The organism is Synechococcus sp. CBW1107, assembly GCF_015841355.1.
In the GTDB taxonomy this organism is placed as follows: Bacteria; Cyanobacteriota; Cyanobacteriia; order PCC-6307; family Cyanobiaceae; genus Regnicoccus_A.
This window is the reverse complement of record NZ_CP064908.1, coordinates 2341583-2362399: the sequence shown is the minus strand read 5'-3', so window position 1 is coordinate 2362399 and position 20817 is coordinate 2341583. Positions and strand designations below refer to the sequence as shown.

The 20817-nt window shown below is 66.6% G+C and carries 24 protein-coding genes; 10 read left to right on the top strand and 14 right to left on the bottom strand.

What is annotated here, in order from left to right; all coding sequences use genetic code 11:
• Positions 1-72 precede the first annotated feature (72 nt).
• Positions 73-1212, top strand: coding sequence for an alanine dehydrogenase (gene ald, locus I1E95_RS12320; RefSeq protein ID WP_197162646.1), 1140 nt, complete (start codon positions 73-75; stop codon positions 1210-1212).
• On the opposite strand, the gene I1E95_RS12315 is transcribed toward ald, so the two are convergent.
• The 13 genes from I1E95_RS12315 to I1E95_RS12255 form a co-directional block, all read right to left on the bottom strand.
• Positions 1124-2275 (bottom strand): DUF3326 domain-containing protein, encoded by a 1152-nt coding sequence (locus I1E95_RS12315; protein WP_197162644.1) that lies wholly within the window; start codon positions 2273-2275, stop codon positions 1124-1126. The genes ald and I1E95_RS12315 overlap by 89 nt on opposite strands.
• Positions 2272-2466, bottom strand: a complete 195-nt coding sequence (locus I1E95_RS12310; RefSeq protein ID WP_197162642.1) for a hypothetical protein — start codon at positions 2464-2466, stop codon at positions 2272-2274. Before I1E95_RS12310 ends, I1E95_RS12315 begins: the two co-directional genes overlap by 4 nt.
• 11 nt (positions 2467-2477) lie before the next feature.
• Positions 2478-2801 carry a 2Fe-2S iron-sulfur cluster-binding protein gene (locus I1E95_RS12305; protein ID WP_197167491.1) on the bottom strand — a complete coding sequence of 108 codons (324 nt, stop codon included), beginning with the start codon at positions 2799-2801 and terminating at the stop codon, positions 2478-2480.
• A gap of 41 nt (positions 2802-2842) precedes the next feature.
• Positions 2843-3610 (bottom strand): TIGR02466 family protein, encoded by a 768-nt coding sequence (locus I1E95_RS12300; RefSeq protein WP_197162640.1) that lies wholly within the window; start codon positions 3608-3610, stop codon positions 2843-2845.
• Positions 3588-4541, bottom strand: coding sequence for a F0F1 ATP synthase subunit gamma (locus tag I1E95_RS12295; RefSeq protein WP_197162638.1), 954 nt, complete (start codon positions 4539-4541; stop codon positions 3588-3590). The genes I1E95_RS12300 and I1E95_RS12295 overlap by 23 nt, the downstream gene beginning before the upstream one ends.
• Before the next feature lie 12 nt (positions 4542-4553).
• Positions 4554-6071 carry a F0F1 ATP synthase subunit alpha gene (gene atpA / locus I1E95_RS12290; protein WP_197162636.1) on the bottom strand — a complete coding sequence of 506 codons (1518 nt, stop codon included), beginning with the start codon at positions 6069-6071 and terminating at the stop codon, positions 4554-4556.
• Between the two features lie 63 nt (positions 6072-6134).
• On the bottom strand, positions 6135-6683 hold the full coding sequence (atpH, locus tag I1E95_RS12285) for an ATP synthase F1 subunit delta (protein WP_197162634.1): 549 nt from the start codon (positions 6681-6683) through the stop codon (positions 6135-6137).
• Positions 6683-7213 carry a F0F1 ATP synthase subunit B gene (locus I1E95_RS12280; RefSeq protein ID WP_370594545.1) on the bottom strand — a complete coding sequence of 177 codons (531 nt, stop codon included), beginning with the start codon at positions 7211-7213 and terminating at the stop codon, positions 6683-6685. The genes atpH and I1E95_RS12280 overlap by 1 nt, the downstream gene beginning before the upstream one ends.
• Entirely contained in the window at positions 7210-7680 is a 471-nt protein-coding gene (locus I1E95_RS12275) for a F0F1 ATP synthase subunit B' (protein ID WP_197162632.1), read from the bottom strand. The genes I1E95_RS12280 and I1E95_RS12275 overlap by 4 nt, the downstream gene beginning before the upstream one ends.
• Positions 7681-7809: 129 nt before the next feature.
• Complete coding sequence (gene atpE / locus I1E95_RS12270) at positions 7810-8058, bottom strand: ATP synthase F0 subunit C (protein WP_010315318.1); 249 nt, start codon at positions 8056-8058, stop codon at positions 7810-7812.
• 161 nt (positions 8059-8219) lie between these two features.
• Positions 8220-8948: a F0F1 ATP synthase subunit A gene (gene atpB / locus I1E95_RS12265; protein ID WP_006171982.1), complete on the bottom strand. Its 729-nt coding sequence runs from the start codon at positions 8946-8948 to the stop codon at positions 8220-8222.
• A gap of 64 nt (positions 8949-9012) precedes the next feature.
• On the bottom strand, positions 9013-9450 hold the full coding sequence (locus I1E95_RS12260; protein WP_231594616.1) for an ATP synthase subunit I: 438 nt from the start codon (positions 9448-9450) through the stop codon (positions 9013-9015).
• A gap of 134 nt (positions 9451-9584) precedes the next feature.
• Entirely contained in the window at positions 9585-10808 is a 1224-nt protein-coding gene (locus I1E95_RS12255) for a class I SAM-dependent methyltransferase (protein WP_197162630.1), read from the bottom strand.
• A 170-nt stretch (positions 10809-10978) separates the two neighbouring features.
• On the opposite strand from I1E95_RS12255, the gene I1E95_RS12250 reads away from it, so the two are divergent.
• The 7 genes from I1E95_RS12250 (at position 10979) to I1E95_RS12220 (ending at position 19115) form a co-directional block, all read left to right on the top strand.
• Positions 10979-14008, top strand: coding sequence for a phycobilisome rod-core linker polypeptide (locus tag I1E95_RS12250; protein ID WP_197162628.1), 3030 nt, complete (start codon positions 10979-10981; stop codon positions 14006-14008).
• A 408-nt stretch (positions 14009-14416) separates the two neighbouring features.
• On the top strand, positions 14417-14902 hold the full coding sequence (locus I1E95_RS12245) for an allophycocyanin (protein ID WP_197162626.1): 486 nt from the start codon (positions 14417-14419) through the stop codon (positions 14900-14902).
• A gap of 40 nt (positions 14903-14942) precedes the next feature.
• Positions 14943-15431 carry an allophycocyanin subunit beta gene (gene apcB / locus I1E95_RS12240; protein ID WP_006171987.1) on the top strand — a complete coding sequence of 163 codons (489 nt, stop codon included), beginning with the start codon at positions 14943-14945 and terminating at the stop codon, positions 15429-15431.
• Between the two features lie 35 nt (positions 15432-15466).
• The gene (locus I1E95_RS12235; protein WP_197162624.1) at positions 15467-15667 is read left to right on the top strand and encodes a phycobilisome linker polypeptide; all 201 of its coding nucleotides are present in this window, start codon (positions 15467-15469) and stop codon (positions 15665-15667) included.
• 148 nt (positions 15668-15815) lie between these two features.
• Positions 15816-17060, top strand: coding sequence for an FtsW/RodA/SpoVE family cell cycle protein (locus tag I1E95_RS12230; RefSeq protein ID WP_197162622.1), 1245 nt, complete (start codon positions 15816-15818; stop codon positions 17058-17060).
• 13 nt (positions 17061-17073) lie between these two features.
• A complete protein-coding gene (locus tag I1E95_RS12225) occupies positions 17074-17796 on the top strand; it encodes a cytochrome c biogenesis CcdA family protein (protein WP_197162620.1) in 723 nt (240 codons plus the stop codon).
• Positions 17793-19115, top strand: a complete 1323-nt coding sequence (locus I1E95_RS12220; RefSeq protein WP_197162618.1) for a cytochrome c biogenesis protein ResB — start codon at positions 17793-17795, stop codon at positions 19113-19115. Before I1E95_RS12225 ends, I1E95_RS12220 begins: the two co-directional genes overlap by 4 nt.
• Here I1E95_RS12220 and queF read toward each other — a convergent pair.
• Positions 19087-19557 carry a preQ(1) synthase gene (queF, locus tag I1E95_RS12215; protein ID WP_231594615.1) on the bottom strand — a complete coding sequence of 157 codons (471 nt, stop codon included), beginning with the start codon at positions 19555-19557 and terminating at the stop codon, positions 19087-19089. The two genes, I1E95_RS12220 and queF, sit on opposite strands and share 29 nt — an antisense overlap.
• Positions 19558-19824: 267 nt before the next feature.
• On the opposite strand from queF, the gene I1E95_RS12210 reads away from it, so the two are divergent.
• A complete protein-coding gene (locus I1E95_RS12210) occupies positions 19825-20049 on the top strand; it encodes a DUF4278 domain-containing protein (RefSeq protein WP_197162616.1) in 225 nt (74 codons plus the stop codon).
• 350 nt (positions 20050-20399) lie between these two features.
• Positions 20400-20738, top strand: a complete 339-nt coding sequence (locus I1E95_RS12205) for a P-II family nitrogen regulator (protein WP_006171995.1) — start codon at positions 20400-20402, stop codon at positions 20736-20738.
• Positions 20739-20817: the final 79 nt, after the last annotated feature.

The following is a 20817-nucleotide window of genomic DNA, read 5'->3' as shown; positions in this document are numbered from 1 at the left end:
AGTGCCCAATCCGTGGCGAAAGCTGGCGATCCGGCGGCCAGCCCGCCAACCTGGAAGGAGCTTCTCATTGGCATGGCCAGCATGGGCCCAGCGGCACCGATCGCGAGCATCGGTGTACCCAGGGAGATCAAACGGGATGAACAGCGGGTGGCCCTCAGCCCGGATGGGGTGAGGGAACTGGTGTCCCAGGGCCTTGAGGTGCGTGTCGAGGCGGGAGCAGGCCAGGGGGCCGGCATGGAGGACGCGAGCTATGCCGAGGCCGGAGCGCGCCTGGTGGGGCGCGATGAGGCCTGGGGCGCCCATCTGGTGGTGAAAGTGAAGGAACCACAGCCGGAGGAGTTCGCCTTCCTTCGGGGTGATCAGGTGCTGTTCACTTACCTGCACCTGGCGGCCTACCCCGAGGTAGGCCGTGCCCTGCTGGAGGCTGGCACCACCGGCGTGGCCTACGAAACCGTCCAGCTCGACAACGGCAACCTGCCGCTGCTGGCGCCGATGAGTGAAATCGCTGGTCGCCTGGCCGCCCAGGTGGGGGCCCATCTGCTCGAGAAACCCCATGGCGGCAGGGGGGTGCTCATGGGCGGCTGCGCCGGGGTGCGGCCGGCGCGGGTGATCGTGCTCGGGGCCGGCACCGTGGGCTGGCATGCCGCCCGTGTGGCCGCGGCCATGGATGCGGAGGTGTTCCTGCTGGATCACACTCCCCAGCGCCTGCGCCTGCTCGAACCCCAGCGGATCGGCCGGATGGTGAGCCTGGTGAGCAGCAACAGCCTGATCGAGCGGCTGGTGCCCAGCGCAGACCTGGTGGTGGGCGCCGTGCTCACCCCCGGCAGCCGTGCCCCCACCCTGGTGGAGGAGGACGTGGTGAAGCGGATGAAGCCAGGCTCGGTGATCGTCGATGTGGCCATCGATCAGGGGGGCTGCATCGCCACCAGCCGCGAGACCACCCACACCGATCCCGTGGTGACCATCCACGGTGTGCAGCACTACGCCGTGGGCAACATGCCCGGCGCCGTGCCCTTCACCTCCACCGAAGCCCTCGTCAGCGTCACTCTCCCCTACATCATGGGAATCGCCGGACGGGGACTGGTGGAGGCGGTCACCGAGCGGCCGGAGCTGCTCTCCGGCCTCAACACAGTGGATGGGGCCGTCTGCCATCCCGGAGTGGCCAAGGCCCTGGGGATGCCGACCCGCCATCCGATGGCCTGTCTGCGCTGAGCCACTCCAGGGCAGGCAAGGGCCGCCTCAGGGCCTCGGGCTGCAGGCCCTCGCGCAGGGCCAGCACCAGACCGGCGGCTTCCGCATAGCTGGCTGCGGCGATCGCGCGCAGCCCAAGACGCTCGGCGCTCACCTCCAGAAGGGACGGGTTGCCGTCCACGGCAATCAGGGGAACGCCACGCTCCGCGCAGGCCAGAACAGCCTCGCCGCCCATGGCTCCGGCCGGCACCACCACCGCGCCGATCCGGCTGGGATGAATCAGGGCCTCAGGAGGGAGGAGCTGAGGCCCGGACGCGGGCCCCAGGGCGATCAGATCGGGGGCGCGGCTCAGACCCACCAGCACGCAGGGGAGGAAGGTGTGGCCCAGTTCCTCGGCCGCAGCCAGGGGATTCAGCCCCGGATCCAGCGCCAGGGGGGCCAGGGCCGGGGCATGGGCGCAGGGAATCCCCAGCTGACGGCTGAGCAGATGGCTGATCACGGCCTCGGCACCGGCCAGGGCATCCACGCCGCTTCCCTGGCGGTAGGAGGCCAGGACCTCGCTGCCCATGTCATCCGGGAACCGGGCCACCACGGCGATCGCGGTGGCTCCGGCCTGATGCAGGCGTTCCCCCGCCCGGATCAGGGCATCCGGCCGGCCGATCCGGCCGCTGCTCACCCCGCTGGGGCCGAGCGAGAGGGTCACCTCCAGGGGAACGTCGGTGCTGAGCACAGGGCCGATCGCGAGGCCCAGGCTGGCGCGGCAGGCCTCGGCCACCTGCAGGTGACGCAGGCGCAGGTCCTCGTCGATGCCGGCATCGAGCAGCAGGCCCACCCGCTGTGACGCGACTGGAGCCAGAGCCAGGTCGCCCGCCGCGAAGCGATTGAGGGCCCAGCCCTCCACGTAGTGGATGCGCGGATCACTCCAGTAGAGGGCCGCGGCGTTGAGGGCATTGGGATGGGTGATCAGGCAACCGGAGGCTGCCGCCAGCAGCCTCGCCGCCGGCAGGCCATCGCCGGCATAACCACCGATGGCGCAGCCGATGCCGGTGGGGATCACCAGCAGGGTGGGCAGCGGCCTGCTCAAGGGCTCTGAAGCAGGACAGCTTCGACCCTCAGCCTCCGCCGCAGCTGGGAGCCCTCCTCAGCCGGCAGGGCGGCGGTGATGGCCCAGCGCAATGCCTCTCCCCGCTGCTTCCTCAGGGCTGAGCGCACCTGGGGAAGCAGCGGACCGGGAGCAGCCTCCATCCAGAAGTCCACGGTCTCGAGCTGGGGCACAGACGAAAGGTTCAGCGCTGGAACCGTCCGAACTGAGCCTCGTAGAGCGCATCCTCCTGGCCGGCCAACAGGTTCAGATCGCTGCGGGGATAGGCCACACAGAGCAGGGCATAGCCCTCGGCCTGCAAGTCGGCCTTGACACCCATCGCATCGGGCTGGTGTACGTCCCCCTGGAGCAGACGGGCAGCACACGTGGTGCAGACCCCGGAACAGCAGGAGCTGGGCAAGGGAACGCCGGCCTCCTCGGCCGCGGCGAGCACGGTCTGATCCGCCCGGCAGGAAAAGGTGTGGATCACGCCGCCGAGATCGGCGGTCACGGTGAAGCTGTCACTCATGGCGTGGGGGGTACGCGGCAGGGGGCTGTCGATCCAGCGGTTCACCCCTCCATCTTCCCGGACGGCGGGGCGGCATCGAGTGGCAGCTCCAGCCACTGGCCGGGATGGGGCGCCAGGTATTCCGCCGGCTGGGGCTGCCCGGGGCCACAGGCGGGAGCGGTGAGGCAGAGATCGAAGCTGATCGAGAGGCGCAGGTCCTCCTCGTCCTCGCTGGGCAACACGGCGTGGTCGGTGCTGGAGGGGAAGATCACCAGCAGACCCGCCTGCGGGGCCAGGTCGTGCCAGCCCGCATTGAGGGGATGGCATGAGGCGATCGGGCCGTCATGGCCCACCGCCAGGCCGGGCACGAGCTCATTGCTGCAGCGCCCGTCGAAGAGGCGCAGACAACCGCTGCGGCCGCTGCCATCGCCGTTGAGGTAGTACACGGCGCTGAGATGGGCATTGGGATGGTGGTGACGCCCCACCACCTGGCCCGGCTCGGCCACCACAGGCCAGCAGCGCTGCAGATGCAGCCTGATGCGCCGGAGATCGAAGCCGAGGGCCCGGAGGTAATGCTGGGCTTCGCAGGTCACCTGGTCCAGCAACCATCGGAACTCAGGCTGGTGATGCAACTGCCAGACACCATGAAAATCCCCGGTCCAGGCGCATGCTGGATCGGGGTTGGCGTCCAAGTCGCCGCGCAGGGCCAGCACCTGCTGCAGCATCAGAGCCGAGTCGAGAGGATCAGGCCGCAGTTGCACCCTGGCGACCGCCAGGGGGAACAGCCTGAGGAGGCCCCGATCCGTCTCAGGCCATGGCTGTGGAACCACCGACCACTTCCAGGATCTCCTGAGTGATGGCCGCCTGGCGGGCCTTGTTGTAGTCGAGGGTGAGGCTCTTGGCGAGGGCCTTGGCGTTGTCGCTGGCGTTGTTCATGGCCGTCATCCGGCTGGCCAGCTCACTGGCCGCTGCCTCCTGGAGGGAGCGCAGCAGCTGGTTCTCCAGATAGAGCGGCAGCAGAGCGTTGAGCAACTGATCCGGACTCTGCTCGAAAACGAAATCAGACTGGAGTACAGGCTCCTGGTTCGGAGCGGTGCCGCGCTCCACTGCCAGCTGTCCTTCACGGGTGGTGAGACGGAAGATCTCATCATCAGGACTGGCGATGCCCTGAGGGTCGAGAGGCAGCAGCGTCTGGGAGATCGGAGAACTGCTTACCAGGTTGACGAATTTGGTGTACACCATCTCCACACGGTCGGTGGATCCTGAGAGGAATTCAGCGAGGATCTGATCGCCGATGGCACGGGCTTCCTCGGCGTTCGGGACCTGATCGAGGCCTGTGAACGTGGCCGTGATCGGATAGGAGCGGTTCTGGAAGTAGGTGGTGGCCTTGCGGCCGATCAGGACGAGAGAAATCTCGAAGCCCTGCGCCTTCAGCTCCCCGAAGCGCTGCTCCGTGCGCTTGATGATGTTGGCGTTGTAGCCACCACAGAGACCCCGGTCGGCGCTGACCACCATCAGGGTGATATGGCTGACGGGGCGCTCCTGTTGGAGCAGGGGCGTGTTGGCGACATCTTCAAAGCGCATGCGTGATTGAAGATTCTCGAGAACCCGGGCCAGCCGATCAGCGAAGGGCCTAGAGCGCAGCACCTGTTCCTGGGCACGGCGTACCTTGGCGGCGGCCACCAGCCGCATGGCCTCGGTGATCTTGCGTGTGTTCTTGACCGAACTGATCCGGTCGCGGATTTCCTTGAGGTTGGCCATGGTAGGGGGACCTCAGGCTGCGGCCAGAAGGGTGGACTTGACGTCGGTGATGGCGTCCTTGAGCATCGACTCAGCCTCACTGCTGAGCTGCTTCTCGGTCTGCACCTTGGTGATGAACTCGGGCTTGTTGGTCTTGAGGTACTCGCGCAGTTCACGGCAGAACTGGACCACCTGATCCACAGGCACGTCATCGATCAGGCCCTTGACGCCGGCATACACCACAGCCACCTGTTCGGCCAGGAGAAGAGGGCTGAACTGAGGCTGCTTGAGCAATTCGCGCAAGCGCTTGCCCCGTCCGAGCTGTGCCTGGGTGGCGGCATCAAGATCGGAGGCGAACTGGGAGAAAGCGGCCAGTTCATCGAACTGAGCCAGCTCGAGCTTGAGCGTGCCGGCGATTTTCTTGATCGCCTTGGTCTGGGCGGCGCCACCCACCCGGCTCACCGAGATGCCCACGTTGATGGCAGGACGCAGACCGGAGTTGAACAGGTCGGAGCTCAGGAACACCTGGCCATCGGTGATCGAGATCACGTTGGTGGGGATGTAGGCCGACACGTCACCGGCCTGGGTCTCGATGATCGGCAGGGCGGTCATGCTGCCCTTGCCCATGGCGTCGGAGAGCTTGGCGGCCCGCTCGAGCAGACGGCTGTGGCAGTAGAAGACGTCGCCGGGATAGGCCTCACGGCCGGGGGGACGACGCAGCAGCAGCGACATCTGGCGATAGGCCTGCGCCTGCTTGGTCAGGTCGTCGTAAACCACCAGGGTGGCCTTGCCCTCGTACATGAAGGACTCGGCGATGGCGGCACCGGTATAGGGGGCCAGGTACTGGAGGGCCGCAGGCTCAGAGGCACTGGCGGCGACCACCACGGTGTAATCAAGGGCGCCGCGCTCACGCAGCACTTCGACCACGTTGGCCACCGAGGCCGACTTCTGGCCGATGGCGACGTAGACGCAGATCACATCCTCGCCCTTCTGGTTGAGAATGGTGTCGATGGCGATGGCGGTCTTGCCGGTCTGGCGGTCGCCGATGATCAGCTCGCGCTGGCCACGGCCAATGGGGATCATCGCGTCGATGGCCGTGATGCCGGTCTGCATCGGCTCGTGCACCGACTTGCGCTGAATGATGCCTGGCGCCATCGACTCGATCAGTCGAGTCGAGGTGGTGGCGATTTCACCCTTGCCGTCGATCGGCACCCCCAGGGGATTGATCACCCGGCCGAGCATCGCCTCGCCGACAGGCACCTCAGCGATCCGGCCGGTGGCCTTGACGGTGCTTCCTTCCTGAATACCGATGCCATCCGTCAACAGCACGACACCGACGTTGTCGTCCTCGAGGTTCAGGGCGATGCCCTCACTGCCATCATCGAACTGAACCAGCTCGCCGGACATGACCTGCTGAAGGCCATAGATCCGGGCGATGCCATCACCCACCGAAAGCACGGTTCCGACGTTGCTGACCGAAACGGACTTGTCGTAGTCCTCGATCTGCTGCTTGAGGATGGCGCTGATCTCGTCGGGGCGGATGGAAACCATGGGTGGAGATCCCCGGGCGGGGAGACGATGGAAGGAAGGAGAGAGGCGGTTGGTGGAGGAGGGCTAGCCGGCCTTGGCCAGCGCCAGTCCGAGACGGCGCACCTGGCCGGCCAGGCTGGCATCGATCACCTGGGACCCCACGCTGACGACGAAGCCACCGATGAGGGACGGATCGATATGGAGATCGAATTCGACCTTGTCTGTGCCGGCGACGGCCAGGACCTTGGTGTGCAGGGCTTGCTGCTGCTGCTCACTGAGGGGGGATGCGGACGTGATCCGGGCGAGGGCGATGCCGCGCTGCTCCCGGTAGAGCTCGAGGAACCGATCCAGCACCGCATCGAGGATCGCAATGCGCTGACGGTCGGCCAGCACCTTGAGAAGCGTCAGGAAGGTCGGGGTGATGTCGTTCCCGAAGAGGGTGACCAGGACTTTCCTTTTGGCCTCGGGTTCGAGCACCGGGGAGCTGAAGGCAGCCCGCAGCTCAGGGGAGGAATGCCAGACCTCCAGCAGATCCTTGGCCTCCTGGGCCACCTGATCGGTTTCCTGGCGCTGATCGACGACCTGAAGCAGGGCTTCGGCGTAGGGCGTGGAGATGGAATTGAGGAGCGGCATCAGGCTTGCCCGAGGCTGTTGATGGATTGGTCGATGAACCGGGCCTGAGCTTCGGCATCCAGCTTGCCGGGCAGGGAAGCGAGGGCCCGCTCGACGGCCCGGCGGGCGGCTTCGCGGCGCAGCAGTTCACTCACCCTGGAGGCTTCCGACTGAAGGTCGGCCACAGCACCCTGCTTGAGGCGAGCCATTTCCTCGACGGTCCGTCGCTCGGAATCGAGGCGCAGGGCATCGGCACGGGCCTTGGCATCACTGCGGATCTTCTCGGCCTTCTTCTGGGCATCGGCCAGATCCTGCTTGGCGGCCGCCAGGGCCACCGTGGTCTCCTGGAGGCGCTGCTCGGCATCCTGGAGATCGGAGAGAATGGCCGCACGCCTGGTTTCGAGGATGCCGCCGAGCACCTTGGGTAGAAACCAGACCAACGCGGCGATCACGATCGCCAGGTTGATGATGTTGGTGTCGAAGAGGTTGAGGTTGAGGCCGAAGCCCCCCTCACTGGCCAGAAGGGCCGGAATCGGGTTGACGATGCTCATTGGGCAGCCAGCAAACGGGTGACGATCAGATCGCCGAGCCGGTCGGCTTCACCATTGAGAGTGTCTTCAGCCAGGTTGCGCTGAATGTCGATCTCCCGCCGGGCGGCCTCGCGGCTGCCGTTCGCTTCCGCCTGGGCCGCGGCGAGGGCACTGCGATAGAGACGATCCATCTCCTGCTCGGCCTCCACGATCAGGGTCTGGGCCTGCTGGCGGGCTTCGCGCAGCTGATGGCGCAGATCAGCCTCCAGTCGCTCGGTCTGAGCCAGCTGCTGCTTGGCTTCGGCGCGGCTGGTGGAGATGTAGCTCTCACGCTCCTCGACGGTCTTGCCGACAGGGCGGAAAAAGAGAGCGTTGAGAATGAAGGTGAGGAGGACGACCTGCACCGCCATCAGCGGCAAGGTGGCATCGAGGTCGAAGAGACCTCCCTCGGGAGCACCTGCTGCGGCAAGCAGTAGCCAGCTGGTCATGGGGCGGGGACGCTGGAGGGATCGGGTGGACCGCGCCGACCTGGGGCCGGAGGGGAAGGATTGGAGACGTGCGACAAGGGATCGGGGACCGTGGCCTCAGCCCCGGTGCCCCGTTCCTGCCGGAGGCGATCAGCCGGCGAAGGGGTTCGCGAACAGCAGCACCAGTGCGACGACCAGGCCGTAGATGGTGAGCGCTTCCATGAACGCCAGGGAGAGCAGCAGGGTGCCGCGGATCTTGCCTTCGGCTTCAGGCTGGCGGGCGATGCCCTCGACGGCTCCGCCTGCAGCGGTGCCCTGGCCGATGCCGGGACCGATGGCGCCGAGGCCGACGGCCAGACCGGCAGCCACAACAGACGCTGCAGAAGTGATGGAATCCATGGTGGAACGTTGGGGATGTGGGGCGCCGGAAGAGCGCGGGTTGAACCTGGCGCCTGGGACATCTCCGCTTGGGAGACGGGCCCGGTTCAGACCGGACCTGCGCGCAGGAGATTTAGCAGAACGGCCGACCGGCCCGGAGGCAGCTGATCAGCCAAGAGAGATCAATGGTGCTCTTCGTGCACGGCCTCACCGATGTAGTAGGCGGCGAGAGTGGCGAAGATCAGGGCCTGAATGGCACTGGTGAACAGCCCCAGGAACATGGCCGGGAGGGGCACGACCAGGGGCACGAGGAAGGCCAGCACCGCCACCACCAGTTCGTCGGCAAGGATGTTGCCGAACAGACGGAAGGAGAGAGACAGAGGCTTGGTGAAATCCTCGACGATCTTGAACGGAAGCATGATCGGCGTGGGCTCCACGTAGTACTCGAAGTACCGGAAGCCCTTGCGGCTCAGGCCTGCATAGAAGTACGCCAGAGACACCAGCAACGCCAGGGCGATGGTGGTGTTGATGTCGGCGGTGGGAGCACCGAGCTCGCCGCTGGGCAGGTGAATCAGTTTCCAGGGCACCAGGGCACCGCCCCAGTTGCTCACGAAGATGAACAGAAACAGGGTGCCGATGAAGGGGAGCCAATCGCGGTAGGCCTTCTCGCCGATCTGTTCACGGGCCAGATCACGCAGATACCCCCAGATGAACTCCAGCAGGTTCTGCACACCCCGGGGGTCACGCTCCAGGTTGCGCGTGCCGGCCACGACGAGGGCCAGCAGCGCGCCTATGACGAGCCAGGAGCTCAGGAAGACCTGGCCATGGATCTGAAAACCACCGACGTGCCAGTAGAGGTGCTGACCCACCTCCAGTTCGGCGAAAGGAAGAGAAAGAGGCAACGGAACCATCGAGGGGTACAGAGGTGCCGCTGAAGCGACGGATGGGGTGATCAGGAGATCACAGGATCGCTGATCAGGGGCGGACGAAGGCCTGGAGCAGAAGCGCCGGCTTGTAGAGCAGGAACCCGATCAGGGCGGGAAGGATCTCGAGCTGCGGGATCCGGGAGCAGCCCAGCACGAGCACCACCGGAACCAGAAGCTGACCCTTTCCCACCTGCTTGGAGTCGGGACCGATACGACCCACGCTGCGAGCAAGAAGGCGCAGGTAGAGCATGCCGGAGACCGCTCCAACCGAGAGGCTCAGAGCTGTGGTCCGATCGAACAGGTAGGCCGCCACGGGGACTGCCAGCACTGAAACGAGCAGAGTGGACAGCAACAGACGCCGTTGCAGGCGCCGGTACTCGTCCATGCCGTTGTCCGGTGTCTCCGCCACGGGGGCGGACTCGGGGGATGGGGCCGGCGGCACCAGAATGGGGACCGCCAGATCTCTCCCGGCCAGGCCACGCAGCAAGGTCGACCGCAGATCAGAAGCCTCCTGGGGGGAGACCTCAGGGGAATCAGGCCCGGCTGGAGGGCCGGATGCGGGGGTGGCCTGCAAGCGCGTCAGCACATCGGAAAAGGCGCGCGGAATCTATCACAATGCTGTTACATGTCAGTGGCGGAGCGGCCGCTGGCAGGGGCCAGCAGCAGCAGACGGCGGCTCCAGAGAGTGCGCGCCACGGAGGCCTGCTCAACCGGCGACCAGCCCAGGGGCAACCGGGCGATCGGAGTCGACTCCGGCGCGACCTCCACGGCCTTCAGCAGCGCCAGTTCCCGATCGTCGAGCTCGATCGGCCTCAGGTCAGGATCCAGCAGCGTGGCTCCCGGCCAGCCCCAGAGGCAGGGGTTGCGTCGTCCGCTGGCCGAGAGCAGCTCCTCGTCGCTGTCCCAGGTGCTGACGTGCAGCGGGTCTCGGCTGAGAAAGAACTCGAAGTGGCTGATGTCGGGATCGAGGCTTTCCACCAGGGCCCAGCGCTGTCGGTCGGGCAGGGCCCTGGCCCGCTCCAGCAGTTCCCCCTGCAGCAGGCGGGCCGGATCCCAGATCTCGGGGTTGGAGAAGCCGGCGAACTCGAGGCCGGCACTGGCCACGAAGCGGAAGAGGCCCGCCAGGTCGTAGCTGGTTTCCTGGGGATGGAGGTACATGTCGGCGAAATTGGCATCCGCCGCGGTGTCGAGGGCCCAGCGCTGCTCATGGTGGCGGCGCAGGCGGTTGGTGTCCGGCAGCTGCTCGAGCAGTGCGCGTCCCAGGCGCAGGCCGTCGCCATCGCCCACCACCTCCAGGGCCGTGAGCGCCCGCTGCACCCGGTGGATCTCCCAGCGGCCGCCATCGGCATACAGAAACAGATGGAGCAGGCCGCCGGGCCTGAGCAGTGACGCCAGGGCCTGCAGCCCCGCTTCGGGCTCACGCAGGTGGTGCAGCACCCCCACCGAATTGATCAGGTCGAAGGGGCCTTCACCCTCGAGCTCCAGCAGACTGCGCTGCTCGAGGCGCAGGGAGGAACAGTTCCGGGCGCCTCCGGAGCGGCGCAGACGCTCGCGGGCCACCTCCAGGGCACCCGCGCTGATGTCGACAGCGAGGATCTCCGCCCCGGGATTGAGGTGAGCCAGGTAGTCGGTGCTCACGCCTGTGCCGCAGCCGGCATCCAGCAGGCGCGGAGGCGGGCCCTCCTCCGGCAGCCGGCCTGTGCAGGCACTGCTGACGCAGGGGTAGCTCCAGCGCCAGTTGTAGCCGGGGGGAGGGCCATCCTGGAGTGGATCCCCGGGATAGGGGAAGCGGTCGTAGAAGGCGCTCACCGCCGGCGTGGCGGCATCGGCGGGGCCTGGGCTCATCGGCGAAGGGTTGCGGTCCATGGGGAGCTTTTCATGGGCCGGGCCCGGCCGAGGCCCATCCATGGCAGCCGGGGACGATCCGCGGGCAGTCCGCTGCAAACATTTGTTCATGCCAGGCGGGAGGACAGGACCACAGCCGTAACGTGACTCCGCCCGGTACACGCCCGTTCATGACCGTGACCGCCAGCAGCGGCAGCACCAGGGTCAGCCCCCAGCTCTACGACACCCTGCCGCTCTCCAGCGTCCGTCAGGCGGAGCAACAGGACCGCTTCCCCGAGAAGGTGGAGCTCGAGACCCTCCTCAACTTCTACCGGAGCGGCTCGGCCCGCGTGGAGGCGGCTCGGCTCATCTCCGCCAATGCCGACGCGATCGTCGCCAAGGCCGCCAACCGGATCTTCGCCGGCGGCACACCGCTCTCCTATCTCGATGCTCCGCTGACCCCCTTCAACGTGGGACAGACGGAAACGACACTTCTGGCCAGCGACCAGGTGGCCGCCGCCACCTCCGTGCGCACCTTCGCCCAGGGCAGTGGCGGCACCGGTCTGCTGGGCCGGATCCTCGAAGGGGTCCAGGCCGATGCCGATGTGCGTGTGGTGCTCCCTCCCGGCTTCAGCCCGATCAGCGTGGCCCGCTATGGCACCGAGCGCATGCGCAAGTCGCTGCGCGACATGGGCTGGTTCCTGCGCTACGTGGGCTATGCCCTGGTGGCCGGTGATCCCAGCATCCTCGAGGTGAACACCCGCGGCCTCCGCGACGTGCTCGAGAAGGCCTGCTCCCTCGCCGCCACCAACGTGGCCCTGCAGGAGATGCGCGCCGCCGCCGCCACCCTCTTCCGCAAGGACTCGGGGTCGAGGCAGCTGGTGATCGACTGCTTCAACGTTCTGCTCAAGGAGCTGGAGGTTCCCACCCCCTCCGCGCGTCAGCGTCTGGGAAGCCCCGAGAATCAGGGCCTCCAGCTGCCGGCCATCTACGCCCTGGCCGCCGAATCCCGCCAGCGTTTCGTGATGAAGCCCGGACTCTCCGGCCGCGAAAAGGCCGAGGTGATCCGTGCCGCCTATCGGCAGGTGTTCCAGCGCGACATCGTCAAGGGCTACTCCCAGGTGGTGGCGCCCGTGGAAGCCACCCAGGTGTCCCAGGGTCAGCTCTCGATGCGGGAGTTCATCCGTGCCCTCGGGCGCAGCAAGGAATACAGACGACAGTTCTACGGCCGCTTCTCCAACAGCCGGGTGGTGGAACTGGCCTTCCGCCATTTCCTCGGCCGAGGCGTGAGCACGATCGAGGAATTCCGTCGCTACTTCGCCATCGTCAGTCAGCAGGGACTGGCCGGCCTGGTCGATTCCCTGATCAACACCCAGGAGTACGCCCAGACCTTCGGGGAGGAGACCGTCCCCTACCTGCGCGGTCTCGGTGAAGAGGCCCAGGAGAGCGCCGGCTGGGGATCGAACCGCAAGCTGTTCCGCTTCAGTGCCCCCTTCGAAGGAGCCCCTCAGTACATCACCCTCTACGCCTCGTACCGCCAGCCCCTGCCCGATCAGCACCCCTACGGAGGAGGCAACGATCCCCTGGGTCTCAACTACGGGGCGATCTTCCCCTCGGGAACGGCCTCGGTGGCCACCCGGCCTGCCCCCTTCAACGACGACACCCGGCGCATCCTGGTGGGCAACGGCATGGCCGAGCCCGGTCAGATGGACAGCCCCCAGTTCCGGGCCTCCGTCCCCCGGCGTGTCGGTCCGAAGGTGGTGCGATTGCAGCAGATCGCCACCGGTGGCTCCTCGGTGCCCCGACGCGGTGGCCAACCCAGCATCCGCGGCACCGAATCCAGCACCCAGGCCGTGATCAGGGCCGTCTATGTGCAGGTGCTCGGCACCACCGGCTACGCCGGCGAGCAACTCAAGGTCGAGGAGATCAAGCTCGAAAACGGCGACATCAGCCTGCGCGAGTTCATTCGCCAGGTGGCTCGCTCGAACGCGTTCCGTCGCCGCTACTGGGCCAACCTCTACATCACCAAGGCCATCGAGGTGATGCACCGTCGTCTGCTGGGGCGGCCCACCTTCGGGCGGCGTGAGATCAACAGTTACTTCGATACGGCTGCGCGACTGGGCTTCTACGGCGTCGTCGACGCCATGGTCAACAGCCCGGAATACGTCGCGGCCTTCGGGGAGGACACCGTCCCCTACGAGCGCTTCGTCACCCCCTCCGACCTCAATGCCCGCAGGATTCCAGCCCTTCGCCGCGCCCTCGATCCCTCGGCCACTCCCGACCTCACCCCGGTGAGCCGGCCTCAGGTGGCTCCGTCGAACACCTTCCGCAGCAGTGGTGACATCACACCGCGCAACCTCCCCGACCGCCGCCTTCGTCAGGTGGTGGGTGGCTGGACGGCCCGTTTCGCCGAAGGTGAGGAGGCTCCCGCCACATCGGCAGTCAGCACCCCACAGAGCCTGCGGCAACCCCCCGAACCCACTCGCCGGTGGAGGATGTCTCCATCCAGTCCCGGCACGGCGTCCAGTGGCTGGAGTGCCAGCATCGGCCGCTCTGCTCGGGGCTCTGCCTCAGGGGCCCTCGGCCAGATGGCAGGCGGCTGGAGCGCCCAGGTCAGCGCCAATGGCTTCAGCGCAGCGGCGGCTCCCCAGCCCGGGGCCGCCATGTCCAAGGCCCTCGATGGAGCACGTCCCCAGGGCTTCAGCCGACGCCGCAGCCTCGGCCAGCCGGTGATGCTGCTTCCCGGAGCCGATGAGGCCATGCTCCAGCAGGTGATCGACGCCACCTACCGGCAACTGCTCAACCGGGTTCCCCTGGCCGCTGAGCGCCTGGGTGATGCCGAGTCGCAATTGCGCGATGGGCGTCTGTCGGTCTCTGAGTTCGTGGCGGTGATCGCCGGCTCCGATCTCTTCCAGCAACGGCTCAACCGCATGGCCCCGCTGCGGGCGGCCTCGGCCGCCTACCTCGCCCTGCTCGGCAGAGCCGCCCAGCCCAGGGAGGTGAGCCGCTACCTGGCCACCCGGGGCAAGAAGGGTCAGATGGCCGCCCTCGACGATCTGCTCTCCGCCAAGGAGTTCGCCAACAGCTTCGGTCGCGACACGGTTCCCTACCTCAGGGGCATGGCCACCGCTGATGGCATCCCCCTCGCTACGGTGAATCGCACGGCCCTGCTCTACGCCGGCAACGCCGGACTGACCCCGGCACCACGCGGGGCGATCTGAACCCGTGGCCATGACCCATCCCCCCGGACGGAAGTTCGGGGGATTTCTTCATGGAAAGATGATTTCTTCAGCTTCATCGTTGATCAGGAATGAGCCAGGGACGCGGCGACAGGCCTGCAAAGTGTGAACAAACTCAGAGGCTTTCCCTTAGGCGCAGAACAGGCCAGAGCCGTTGCCGGCCAAGGGGTTTGACCCAATCACATCGCCGTGAAGAACTGTTACCGGCCCAGGGAGGGGTGGCCCCCTCTGCCGCAGAATGACTCGGCGGTCGGCAAGCCTGATCGCCAGCCCACTCTCCCGATCAAACCGTCGGCGTTCACGTCAACGAAGTGAAGGAGCGAGGGGCATCCCTTACCCACCGGATATCGGTCTCCATTACGGCGACCGCTTGTTTCGAGGCAGAACTGCATGAGCATCGTCTCCAACTCGATCATCAACGCGGACGCCGAAGCCCGCTACCTCAGCCCTGGCGAACTCGACCAGATCAAGTCCTTCGTCGCCGGCGGTCAACGCCGTCTGCGCGTGGCTCAGGTCTTGGGTGAGAACCGCGAGCGCATTGTGAAGCAGGCCGGCGGCGCCCTCTTTCAGAAGCGTCCCGACCTGATCTCACCCGGCGGCAACGCCTACGGCGAGGAAATGACGGCCACCTGTCTTCGTGACGTCGACTACTACCTGCGCCTGGTGACCTACGGCGTGGTTGCGGGTGACGTCACCCCGATCGAAGAAATCGGCATCATCGGCGCTCGCGAGATGTATCGCGCGCTCGGCACTCCTCTGGAGGCCATGGCCGAGGTCGTCCGTGAGCTCAAGAACGCCTCCCTGGGGCTGCTCACGGGAGCCGACGCCGAAGAGGCAGGCTTCTACTTCGACTACGTCATCGGCGCCCTCTCCTGAGGCTTCGCCTCTCCTTGCCCACCGCCTCTTCCCAGGACACATGCAAGACGCGATCACCAACGTCATCAATCAGTCCGACGTCCAGGGTCTCTACCTGGACGATTCCTCGATCGGACGGCTGGAGCAGTATTTCTCCAGCGGCGAACTCCGTGTCCGCGCAGCGGCCACCGTCGGTGCCAACTCGGCAGCGATCATCAAGGAAGCCGTCGCCAAGACCCTGCTGTATTCGGACATCACCCGTCCGGGCGGCAACATGTACACCACCCGTCGCTATGCAGCCTGCATCCGCGACCTGGACTACTACCTGCGCTACGCCACCTACGCCATGCTGGCCGGTGACACCTCGATTCTCGACGAGCGGGTGCTGAACGGGCTTAAGGAGACCTACAACTCCCTGGGAGTGCCCATCGGCGCCACCGTCCAGTCGATCCAGGCCATCAAGGAAGCCGCTGCTTCGCTGGTGGGCCCCGAGGCCGGTCGTGAACTCGGCACCTACCTCGATTACATCAGCTCCGGCCTGGGCAACTGATCCCGACCCGACGCCCAACCCGCGAGGATCACCACATGCGCCTGTTCAAGATCACGGCCTGCATTCCCTGCCCTGAAAAGGTCAGGACCCAGCGGGAACTGCAGAACACCTTTTTCACCAAGTGGGTGCCCTACGAGAGCTGGTTCGCTGAACAGCAGCGGATCATGAAGCAGGGGGGCAAGATTCTCAAGGTTGAACTCGTCACGGGTCGCCGTCAGGTCAACGTCGGCAACTGACAGGTCTCAGAGCTCTCACTCCTGACTGGTCAATTCTGCACAGCCCGGCTATGGCCGGGCTTTTTTTTGTCCCTACCCCCTTCCCCCGAGGCTGCCGCCACGGCTGAATGGGGAACTGCGCCGCTGGCGCAAGTCCTTGCCGGCCATCATGACCCGACGCCCCAGGAGCCAAGCCAACTCTCGATCGCGCAACCAGCTGAGCGTGGCGGAGCCCAGCCAGTCTCCCCCGGCCCTGATCTGGTCCCAGTGGCCCGCGGAAGCCAGGCTGCTGCTGGTGATGGTGGCGATCTGGTGCGTGGCCGGACTGCTGATTCTCGGCTCGGCCAGCTGGTGGGTTGCCGCCCGTGAGAACGGGGATGCTGCCTTCTACATCAAACGCCAGGCCATCTGGCTGGTCGCCAGCTGGGGACTGCTCTGGCTGGCGATGCGCACCTCCCTGCGGCGCTGGCTGCGGCTTGCCGGCCCGGCGGTGCTGATCGGGGGGGCCCTGATTGCCTTCACCCTGGTGGCCGGCAGCACGGTCAATGGGGCCAGCCGCTGGCTGGTGATCGGACCGATCCAGATCCAGCCCTCCGAGCTGGTGAAACCCTTTGTGGTCTTGCAGGGGGCTTCCCTGTTCGCCCGCTGGAAGCGCATCGGCCTGGATCAGAAAATGCTCTGGCTGGGCACCTTTGCCATCCTGCTGCTGCTGATCCTCAAGCAGCCCAACCTCAGCACCGCCGCTCTCACAGGATTGCTGCTCTGGTTCATGGCCCTGGCGGCCGGTCTGCCCCTGCTCTCGCTGCTGGGCACGGCGGCGGCCGGAGGAGCCCTGGGCATCGCCAGCATCATGGTGAACGAGTACCAGCGGTTACGGGTGGTCTCCTTCCTCAACCCCTGGCGCGACGCCCAGGGTGACGGCTACCAGCTGGTGCAGAGCCTGCTGGCGATCGGGTCCGGTGGGGTGCTGGGCGAGGGATACGGCCTCTCGACCCAGAAGCTGCAGTACCTGCCGATCCAGTCGACCGATTTCATCTTCGCGGTCTTCGCCGAGGAGTTCGGGTACGTGGGCTCTGTGGTGCTGTTGCTGTTCCTGATGCTGTTCGGTTTCGTGGGGCTGCGGGTGGCTCTGGGTTGCCGCAGCAATCAGCAACGGCTGGTGGCCATCGGAGCCACCACCCTGCTGGTGGGACAGTCGATCCTCAACATCGCCGTGGCCAGTGGCTCGATGCCCACCACGGGCCTGCCGTTGCCGATGATCAGCTACGGAGGCAACTCCCTGCTGGCCAGCCTGCTCACAGCCGGCCTGCTGATCCGCTGCTCGCTGGAATCCCGCGGCTGGGAGAGCCGTCCCCAGCGCAACCGATCGACCCCAGGTGACGGGTCCAGCCCCAACCCTGCCCCGATAGGCTGAGTCACCCTTCCGGATGACAGGCCTGCCCCTCTCGGATCTCGCCCTCTGGAGCGAGCAGCTGCTTCAGCGCTCCCTCTCATCGCCTGGGCCGCTGACCTTCACGGTGGTGTTCAGCGCTGGTCTGCTCACCAGTCTGGGCCCCTGTTCACTCTCGCTGCTGCCGATCACTGTGGCCTACATGGCCGGCTTCTCCAGCCAGGAGGCGCCTGGGCGGGCCTGGCAGCGCAGCCTCAGTTTCGCCGCAGGAATCGTGGCAGCCCTCGTGCTGCTGGGGGGGACCACCTCTCTGCTCGGGCGGCTCTACGGCCAGGTGCCCGGGGTGGTGCCCACCGTGGTGGCCCTGCTGGCGGTGGTGATGGGTCTGAACCTTCTGGGTCTTGTGCGGCTGCCCCTGCCTGCCGGTCCCGATCCCGAGCTGTGGCGGCAGCGGGTGCCAGCGCCTCTGGGCCCTCTGGCGGCCGGTGCCGCCTTTGGCCTGGCGGCCAGTCCCTGCACCACGCCGGTGCTGGCGGTGCTGCTTGCCTGGATCGCCCAGCAGGGACAGCCCATGGTGGGCATGCTGCTGCTCACCTGTTTCGGCGCGGGCCAGGTGATTCCCCTGATGCTGGCGGGCACGGCGGCTGCGGCCATGCCCCGACTGCTGGCCCTGCGGGAGGGCAGCCGCTGGATCCCGCCGATCAGTGGCGTGGTGCTGCTGGCCAGCGGCGGGCTGACCCTGCTGGCCCAGCTGCCATGAAGGTCCTCAGCCGCCTGGCCGCCTGGATCTCGGATCTGCGGCTGGCCATCGGACTGCTTCTGGTGATCGCCCTGGCCAGTGGCCTGGGCACGATCATTCCCCAGCAGGACACGGCCGAGGTGTACCACCAGGCCTACGACGCCCGCCCCTGGCTGGGGCTGCTGGATGGCGACTGGATCCTGAAGCTGGAGCTGGACCACGTCTATGCAAGCACCTGGTTCCTGGCCCTGCTGGCCTGGCTGGGGCTCTCGCTGGTGCTCTGCAGCTGGCGGCGCCAGTGGCCCGCCCTGCAGACGGCCCTGCGCTGGATCGACTACCGCTCCCCCCGTCAGCTGAGCAAGCTGAGCCTGGCCGAATCGCTGCCAACAGCCCAGCCCCGCGCCGACCTCGACACCCTCGCCCAGGTGCTGAAGAGCCAGCGCTGGCAGCTCAGGACCCAGAGTGATCGACTGGCCGCCAGACGCGGGATTCTCGGCCGGGTGGGGCCGCTGCTGGTCCATGCCGGCCTGGTGGTGCTGATGGTGGGGGCGTCCTGGGGGGCCCTGGCCGGACAACGGCTGGAGCGCTTCCTGGCCCCCGGCCACGACCTGCAACTGCTCAACCAGCGCGGTGAGAACCAGATGACCCTGGCGGTCGACGCGTTTCGGATCGAGCGCGATCCCGCCGGGCGGCCGGAGCAGTTCCGCTCCGAGCTGCGCCTGCTCGATGCCGAAGGAGAGCCCCTGCGGCGCAGCGAGATCAGCGTCAACCATCCCCTGCGCTTCCGTGGGATGACCGTCTATCAGGCCGACTGGGCCCTGGCGGCGATCACCGTGCAACTGGGGCGCAGCCCTCTGCTGCAGCTGCCGTTGCGCAGCCTCCCTGAGCTTGGGGACCAGGTGTGGGGCCTGGCCCTGCCCACCAGGCCGGACGGATCCGAACCGGTGCTGCTGGCCCTGGGCAGTGAGCTGGGCCCGATCGATGTTTACTCGGCCCAGGCCCAGCTGATCGGCCGGATCACCCCCGGGGGCGAGGCCCTGGAGATCGCCGGTCTACCGCTGAAGGTGGTGGAGGTGATGCCAGCCAGCGGGCTGCTGCTGAAGCGGGATCCGGGAGTCCCGCTGGTGTACGGCGGTTTTGCCATTGCCCTGCTGGGCGGGGGCCTGAGCCTGATCGCCACCCGTCAGCTCTGGGCCATCGCCGATGACGACCAGGGCCAGCTGCATGTGGGCGGGCTCTGCAATCGCAACCTCACGGCGCTGGCCAACGAACTGCCGCTGCTGCTGGAGCACCTGAGGGCGGGGGCTGAGCTCAGCAGGGCTGCCGCTGACCATGGCTGACCCGGATCACCGTGTGCACGTTGCCACGGGGATTGAAGTCGGCCTCCAGCTGCATCCAGACCGGCGCGGCGGCGGCCACAAGATCATCGAGGATGCGGTTGGCCACCTCCTCGTGGGAGATGCTGCGGTCGCGCCAGCTGTTCACGTAGAGCTTGAGGGCCTTGAGTTCGAGCACACTCGGGCCGGGCTGGTAGATGAGGCGCAGCACGGCGAAGTCGGGATAGCCGGAGAACGGGCACTTGCAGGTGAACTCCGGCAGCTCGATCGACACCTCATAGGCACGGCCGCGGCGGGGATTGTCGAAGCAGATCAGCGGGGCCTCCTCGCTGATCAGTCGCTCGCCATAGCGCGGGCGGACGGTCTCCTCCTGGACATCCACGGCTGAGGTGGCGCTGGAGGCGGAGCCTGAGCTGGCCGTGCTGGAGCTGGCAGGGAAGGACATCAGCGGTGAACGAACGGGAGACGACGGGAAACCGATCGTAGGAACGGCCTTTTCATGAAGAATACTGAAGCAGAGGATGATTTTGTTCGCTCTGAACAGTGCGATTCGCTAGAAATGGCCTGAAGGACAAAACGTTGGACATCTTTGGGAGGGCCCTTCAGCCCTCCTGTCGGAAGTAGCCCCACGCCAGGCGAAGCAACGCTCCTTCCCACGACTCGGCACCGCACCTGCGGGGACGGTGTGCTCCATCCCTTCGAGACTTCAGTCATGACCCAGGACCAACTTGTCTACCGGGGTGTCCCCTACGACACCCACCAGCACCAGGTGCTCCTCAGCGTCGAGCCGGTGGAGCATGTGTACCGAGGCGTTCACTACCGCATGCCGCTGAAGCATGAGCCCCAGCCCGTGGACGAAAGCCTCGAACTTCACTACCGCGGGCACAGCTATCACCACCGCCGGCAGCAGGCCCAGCGCGATCTGCAGGCGGCCTGACTCTCGCCCGCCGGATGGCGAGTAGCAACAGCTACGCCGGAGCCCAGCGCACTCAGGCCTAATGGCCGCAGTGCGCTGGGTCTCCTTATGGACCTCCTCCTCGCCAGCAGTCACGGCGGTTTTCGCCTCAAGCCCCAGTCGGCATTGGGGATGGTCTGGCTACAGACCCACTTCGACGATGCCGTGTGGTCCCACCTGGCCACCGGCAGGGTTCAGGTGAGTCCGAGCTCCGCCGATCGCCTTTGTCAGGATGCCCTGTCCGCAGGGCTCCGAGTGAACCGCATCCCCAACCTTTCCCTTCCTCTCAGCGATCCCTCCTGAGAGACTTGATCCGAACCATTGGAGACTCCATGAAAAAAGTTGAGGCCATCATTCGTCCGTTCAAGCTGGAAGATGTCAAGGTGGCTCTGGTGAATGCCGGCATCGTTGGCATGACGGTGAGTGAAGTGCGCGGCTTCGGCAGGCAGAAGGGCCAGGTGGAGCGCTACCGGGGTTCTGAATTCACCGTGGAATTCCTGCAGAAACTCAAGCTCGAAGTGGTGGTCGACGACGACCGGGTCGACACCGTGGTGACCGCCATCCAGGATGCAGCCCGCACGGGCGAGATCGGCGACGGCAAGATCTTCATCAGCTCCGTGGGTACGGTCATCCGCATCCGCACCGGCGACCGCGACAGCACCGCGATCTGACTCGGCGACCAGTCACCGCTTCAGCACGGTCCAGCCGGGGATCCCTTGGGGTCTCCGGCTTTTTTTTCGGACCGCTTGA

Coding starts and splice junctions, on each gene's coding strand:
- I1E95_RS12295 (WP_197162638.1), bottom strand. CDS start 4,541: ATGGCCAACCTCAAGGAAATCCGCGACCGGATCAGTTCGGTCAAGAAC.
- atpH (WP_197162634.1), bottom strand. CDS start 6,683: ATGCCGCTCCTCAATTCCATCTCCACGCCCTACGCCGAAGCCCTGCTT.
- I1E95_RS12205 (WP_006171995.1), top strand. CDS start 20,400: ATGAAAAAAGTTGAGGCCATCATTCGTCCGTTCAAGCTGGAAGATGTC.
- I1E95_RS12305 (WP_197167491.1), bottom strand. CDS start 2,801: ATGAGTGACAGCTTCACCGTGACCGCCGATCTCGGCGGCGTGATCCAC.
- I1E95_RS12255 (WP_197162630.1), bottom strand. CDS start 10,808: ATGAGCCCAGGCCCCGCCGATGCCGCCACGCCGGCGGTGAGCGCCTTC.
- atpE (WP_010315318.1), bottom strand. CDS start 8,058: ATGGATTCCATCACTTCTGCAGCGTCTGTTGTGGCTGCCGGTCTGGCC.
- I1E95_RS12245 (WP_197162626.1), top strand. CDS start 14,417: ATGAGCATCGTCTCCAACTCGATCATCAACGCGGACGCCGAAGCCCGC.
- I1E95_RS12225 (WP_197162620.1), top strand. CDS start 17,074: ATGACAGGCCTGCCCCTCTCGGATCTCGCCCTCTGGAGCGAGCAGCTG.
- I1E95_RS12250 (WP_197162628.1), top strand. CDS start 10,979: ATGACCGTGACCGCCAGCAGCGGCAGCACCAGGGTCAGCCCCCAGCTC.
- I1E95_RS12230 (WP_197162622.1), top strand. CDS start 15,816: ATGACCCGACGCCCCAGGAGCCAAGCCAACTCTCGATCGCGCAACCAG.
- I1E95_RS12220 (WP_197162618.1), top strand. CDS start 17,793: ATGAAGGTCCTCAGCCGCCTGGCCGCCTGGATCTCGGATCTGCGGCTG.
- I1E95_RS12280 (WP_370594545.1), bottom strand. CDS start 7,213: ATGAGCATCGTCAACCCGATTCCGGCCCTTCTGGCCAGTGAGGGGGGC.
- ald (WP_197162646.1), top strand. CDS start 73: ATGGCCAGCATGGGCCCAGCGGCACCGATCGCGAGCATCGGTGTACCC.
- apcB (WP_006171987.1), top strand. CDS start 14,943: ATGCAAGACGCGATCACCAACGTCATCAATCAGTCCGACGTCCAGGGT.
- I1E95_RS12235 (WP_197162624.1), top strand. CDS start 15,467: ATGCGCCTGTTCAAGATCACGGCCTGCATTCCCTGCCCTGAAAAGGTC.
- I1E95_RS12210 (WP_197162616.1), top strand. CDS start 19,825: ATGACCCAGGACCAACTTGTCTACCGGGGTGTCCCCTACGACACCCAC.
- atpB (WP_006171982.1), bottom strand. CDS start 8,948: ATGGTTCCGTTGCCTCTTTCTCTTCCTTTCGCCGAACTGGAGGTGGGT.
- atpA (WP_197162636.1), bottom strand. CDS start 6,071: ATGGTTTCCATCCGCCCCGACGAGATCAGCGCCATCCTCAAGCAGCAG.
- queF (WP_231594615.1), bottom strand. CDS start 19,557: ATGTCCTTCCCTGCCAGCTCCAGCACGGCCAGCTCAGGCTCCGCCTCC.
- I1E95_RS12275 (WP_197162632.1), bottom strand. CDS start 7,680: ATGACCAGCTGGCTACTGCTTGCCGCAGCAGGTGCTCCCGAGGGAGGT.